This window comes from Nonomuraea cypriaca, from assembly GCF_015645445.1.
In the GTDB taxonomy this organism is placed as follows: domain Bacteria; phylum Actinomycetota; class Actinomycetes; order Streptosporangiales; family Streptosporangiaceae; genus Nonomuraea; species Nonomuraea cypriaca.
In genome coordinates, this window is the sequence record NZ_JADOGI010000409.1 from 1 (window position 1) to 4,666 (window position 4,666).

The window sequence follows — 4,666 nt, forward strand, 5'->3', positions numbered from 1 at the left end:
CAAGCTCTGGATGCCACCCGACCCGGCTACAGCCTGACGCTACGGAGCCACCGTACTCACGCACGCCTCCAGACGATCACACAGCGCGATCACCAGAACTCGACATGCGCTGGGGGTGAATGCTTACACCTGGGGGTGTCCTTCCGAGATGGTGTCAATCTCGGAAGTGGCGAAGGTCGTGTTGAGAGAACATGCCGCATCCGGCGGTCCGTGTCGTCTGCCGGTTAAGTCGAGGCACTGCCAGAAGAGTCGAGGCATCGGCACGACCGTGCCACTGGAGTTGAGGCAGGCGCGGCCGCGGCAGCAGACGTTGGGCAGCTCGGGCGCGGAGGCAGTTACCGAGATACGACCGGCCCGGCTGCTGTCGATCAACCCGGCGTCTCGCAGGATTGCCAGGTGTTCGCTGGCGGTCGGGGTGGTGACGCTCACCAGCCTGGCCACAACGGTCGTCTGCAGCGGAGTGGTGAGCGCGGCCAGGATCCTCGATCGAGTCGCTCCCAGAAGACGGTCAAGGGATCTGCGGGCGGACGGCGACATCCGGACTTGTCGTGAACACGCCACGGGGTCTCGTGGCCATGCGTGCGCCGAAAGCCCAGTTCACCGGCCTCGGCAAGCCGGACGGGACGGGCGATCAGCGGGACGAATCCGGTCACGGTCGACCAGTTCGCGCGCAGGGTCCCGTGATGAGCGGCACGGGCGGCGCCTGGAGGTCACCGAGCCGGGCGAAGGGAGATAAAGAATTTCGACCAGCGAATTGACGACATATTTCGGAAATCGATAATTAACAACTAATGCCACATGGGACCGGTGTTCGGGGTTTGACAAGTGATAGTAACCGAACCGAAATGTCCGGATAACTTACGCGTTGCACCCTTCCTGGGTGATCATCGTGTCGCTCGCGCCGTCGTGGCCGAGGGAGACACCCGTGGAAGGACGCACCCTCATGCAACGTACAAGTGTGTTACCCGTACTGCGCCGCCTGACCTCCCGCACCAGCGTGTACATCGCGTCGTTCGCCACGGTCGCGGGTCTGGGCACGGTGGCGGCGGTGACCCCGACCCAGGCCGTGGCCGACCGGGGCCGCTACCAGCTCGAGCTGGAAACCGCCACCGTCCCGCAACTCCAGGAGGCCATGAGCAACCGGAAGATCACTTCCGAACAGCTCACCGGCGACTACATCGAGCGCATCCGCCGGCTCAACACCGACGGCCCCGGGCTGAACGCCGTCAGGGTGCTCAACGACGGCGCGATCGAGGAGGCCAGGCAGGCCGACAGGGACCGCAGGAAGGGCAAGGTCCGCGGCCCGCTGCACGGCATCCCCGTCCTGGTGAAGGACAACATCGACGTACGCCGGCTGCCGACCACCGCGGGCGCCCTCGCGCTGGCCGACTCCTACCCCTCGGACGACGCCTTCCTGGTCAAGGGGCTGCGCGCGGCCGGCGCGGTCATCCTCGGCAAGACCAACCTGAGCGAGTTCGCCAACTTCACCACGTCCGGGATGCCGTCCGGGTACAGCGGTCTCGGCGGGCAGGTGCTGAACCCGTACGACGTCAGCCAGACCCCGAGCGGGTCGAGCTCGGGATCGGGCGCGGCGGCGGCCACCGGGCTCGCGGCGGTCACCGTCGGCACCGAGACCTCGGGCTCGATCCTCAGCCCCGCCGTGGCCAACTCCCTCGTCGGCGTGAAGCCGACCGTCGGGCTGGTCAGCAGGACGGGCATCGTGCCGATCGCCGCCTCGCAGGACACCGCGGGCCCGATGACCCGCTCGGTGTACGACGCCGCCGCCCTGCTGACCGCGCTCACCGGCGTCGACCCCGAGGACCCCGCGACGGAAGGCAGCAAGGACGTCGCCGGCACCGACTACACGGCCGCCCTGTCGAAGGACGCGCTCAAGGGCGTGCGCGTCGGCGTCGCCGGCAACCCGAACGGGAACCAGGCGGTCGCCTTCAACCGGGCCCTCGACGTGCTGCGCGCCCAGGGCGCCACGGTCGTCCCCGTCACGGTGAGCACGGGAGGTCTGCCGCCGGGCATTTTGACGTATGAGTTCAAGCGCGACCTGAACGCCTACCTCGCCCGTCTGCCCCGCAACGCCCCCATGAAGACGCTGGACGACGTGGTGACGTTCAACCTCGCCCACGCCGCCGATGGAGCGATCAAGTTCGGCCAGACGCAACTGGAGGCCTCCAACCAGATCGACCTCGACGACCCCGCCGCCAAGGCCGCCTACGAGGCCGACCGCGACAACGGCATCGCCGCCGCCCGCGAGCGCATCGACTCGGTCCTGGCCGCCGAGAGTCTCGACGCGATCCTGTTCACCGGCGCCGGATCGGCCGGAATCGGCGCGCGGGCGCAGTACCCGTCCGTCGCCGTGCCGATCGGCTACGACCCCGCCAACGGGCGGCCGTTCGGCATGAGCTTCCTCGGGACCGCGTACACCGAGGCCAAGCTGCTCTCCTTCGCCTACGCCTACGAGCAGGCCGCCCAGGAGTGGCGCCCGCCCTCCGTGACCAACCCCTCGCTGTTCCGTTGCGTACGGCCCAGCGGCAAGTGGCAGCGTAGCTGCGCCCCCTGACCGTCTCCGGGCCGTCGTGCCGCTCCCTCCGAGCGGCGCGGCGGCCCTACTCGCTCGGCGTGGAGTCGGGCCAGTACGGCACCGAACGCCGGGCGGCGGCGGCGATGGCCGAGCCGTCGAGCTCCGCGAAGCTCAGCTCGACACCGCCGACGGGCCACTCCACCGCGAGTTCGAACGTCTCCATGGGCGGCGACGGCCAGAGCCACAGCCCCACGGCGATGATCCCCGCGTCCTCGTCACCGCTGCGCTGCGAGATGCCGCCGAGCAGCCAGGAGAGCCGCGGCCCCGGCGGTGGTTCCCGCGGGGGCGGTTCGAAGCGCTGTCCGACGGTGGTGGCCTTGGTGCCGTCGGCGAAGCGCACGCCGAACCGCAGCAGGTCGTCCGGCAACCGGCCGGCGCCCGCCCCGGTGCTCATGTGGGGGAACACGGCCATTTGGAGCGCCCTGAAGCCATCGGCGGGCCGTGTGCGCCGCCTCAGGGCGATGTTCACGTTCATGAGGCAGCCGGTGCTGAACGCCTGGATCGTCGGCACGGTGATGGCGACGTCCGGGGTGCGGGCCAGCACCAGATCGCTGACCATAACGGTGCCCGTCTCTTCCGCCGGCGGAGCGTACCAACCCGGCAGTCCGGGCTTCGGCGGGCGAGCCGATTCCTCCTGCGCCGACGGGGGTTCGAAGAACATGATTTCACCATACGGACAACTTCGGCCGACTGCGCGGGCCCTTCCCCGCGGCCCCCACGCCTCGGGCTCTCGCGTCCTGTGCACGTGTCGCCTATCGGTGGGCATCCGCAGGCCATGACGAGGGGCGGGCGGCGGCGGAGGGTTGGAGGGCGCGGGATCCAGGCGCGCGATCCGGGGCGGTCGGGCGTCCACGAGAACACCGTTCCCGCGTCACCACGACAGAGATGAGGGGAACCATGAGACTGAGGAGAGCCGTCACGGCAGCCATGCTGGGCACGGCGCTCACGCTCGGCACGGTGGGGGTGCCGGCCCAGGCGGCGGCCGCCGAGACCACGTCGGCCACCGCCGCCGCCGCGCGCTGGGTGACCGTGGCCAAGTACTTCCTGTACGTCCAGTGCGAGCTGAAGCGACTCGACCTCGAGCGCACGGGCCTGCGTGCCCGCTGCGCCGACGGCGGGCCCTTCGCCTACTGGAAGCTCCAAGTCCTGAAGTGACCGGACCGCCTCCACGACCGGCCCGCACCACCCACGTGGTGCGGGCCGCAGCCTCTCCCGGACCGCCCTCCCGGCCCGCCGGCTCCGGGGCATGCGCCGGCACGACCGTCTACTACGCGCTGTAGCATTACACGCTGTAGTAGCGGTGGCGGGTGCGTCGCCGCCGGTGAGAAGGGGACATGATGCGGCGCTCGGCGCAGCTCGTCATCTCGGCCACGGTGTTCGTGGACCTGCTCGGCTTCACGCTGGTCCTGCCGGCGCTGCCGTTCTACGCGGCCGATCTGGGCGCCACCGGGCTGTGGCTGGGGGCGTTGATGAGCGCGTACTCCGTGGCGCAGCTGGTCGCCGCGCCCGCGCTGGGCCGCTTGTCCGACCGGTACGGCCGGCGGCCCCTCGTGCTGCTGGCCCTCGCGGGGTCGGTCCTGTCGATGGCCCTCACCGGCCTGGCCACCTCGCTGGGCTGGCTCCTGGCCTGCCGGATGCTGGCGGGGGCGTGCGGCGGGAGCATCTCGGTCGCGCACGCGTACCTGGCCGACGCCGTGCCCGCCGAGCGGCGTACCGGGGCGATGGCGCAGATGGGGGCGGCCATCGGGCTGGCGTTCGTGATCGGCCCCGCCCTCGGGGGTCTCCTGGCGCCGTGGGGCTTCGCCGCCTGCGCGTACGCGGCGGCAGGGCTGGCCGCGCTGAACCTCGCCGCCGCCCTCACCTGGCTCCCCGAACCACACCCCCGCCCCGCACCCGCGAAGACGCCCGCTCACCAGCCACCCGCCGAGCGGCACGCGCGCCGGATTCCCGCCGAGCCGCACGCGCGCCGGGCGGTCGCCGAGCCGAGCAACCGCCCACCGCCCACTGAACCGCAGGACCGTCCGGCACCCGCCGGCACGCACGGCCACCCGGCACCCGCCGGCACGCATGACC

Annotated in this window: 5 protein-coding genes; 3 read left to right on the plus strand and 2 right to left on the minus strand. The window is 71.0% G+C overall.

The annotated features are described in order from the left end of the window. Positions 1–123: 123 nt before the first annotated feature. Positions 124–537, minus strand: a complete 414-nt coding sequence (locus ITP53_RS61630) for an ArsR/SmtB family transcription factor (RefSeq protein ID WP_207757713.1) — start codon at positions 535–537, stop codon at positions 124–126. 406 nt (positions 538–943) lie between these two features. Between ITP53_RS61630 and ITP53_RS53855 the strand changes: the two genes are divergently transcribed. Then, complete coding sequence (locus ITP53_RS53855) at positions 944–2,572, plus strand: amidase family protein (protein ID WP_195903224.1); 1,629 nt, start codon at positions 944–946, stop codon at positions 2,570–2,572. 46 nt (positions 2,573–2,618) lie between these two features. On the opposite strand, the gene ITP53_RS53860 is transcribed toward ITP53_RS53855, so the two are convergent. Beyond that, on the minus strand, positions 2,619–3,254 hold the full coding sequence (locus ITP53_RS53860) for a hypothetical protein (protein WP_195903221.1): 636 nt from the start codon (positions 3,252–3,254) through the stop codon (positions 2,619–2,621). 236 nt (positions 3,255–3,490) lie between these two features. On the opposite strand from ITP53_RS53860, the gene ITP53_RS53865 reads away from it, so the two are divergent. Together ITP53_RS53865 and ITP53_RS53870 are read left to right on the plus strand one after the other, a co-directional pair. Beyond that, positions 3,491–3,748 (plus strand): hypothetical protein, encoded by a 258-nt coding sequence (locus ITP53_RS53865; protein WP_195903222.1) that lies wholly within the window; start codon positions 3,491–3,493, stop codon positions 3,746–3,748. Positions 3,749–3,927: 179 nt separating this feature from the next. Continuing rightward, positions 3,928–4,666, plus strand: a 739-nt coding sequence (locus tag ITP53_RS53870; RefSeq protein WP_195903223.1) for an MFS transporter, incomplete at its 3' end; no start/stop codon positions are given.

Excerpts from the sequence above, each read along its gene's own strand:
- ITP53_RS53865 (WP_195903222.1), top strand. The coding sequence starts at position 3,491 with ATGAGACTGAGGAGAGCCGTCACGGCAGCCATGCTGGGCACGGCGCTC.
- ITP53_RS53860 (WP_195903221.1), bottom strand. The coding sequence starts at position 3,254 with ATGTTCTTCGAACCCCCGTCGGCGCAGGAGGAATCGGCTCGCCCGCCG.
- ITP53_RS53855 (WP_195903224.1), top strand. The coding sequence starts at position 944 with ATGCAACGTACAAGTGTGTTACCCGTACTGCGCCGCCTGACCTCCCGC.
- ITP53_RS61630 (WP_207757713.1), bottom strand. The coding sequence starts at position 537 with ATGTCGCCGTCCGCCCGCAGATCCCTTGACCGTCTTCTGGGAGCGACT.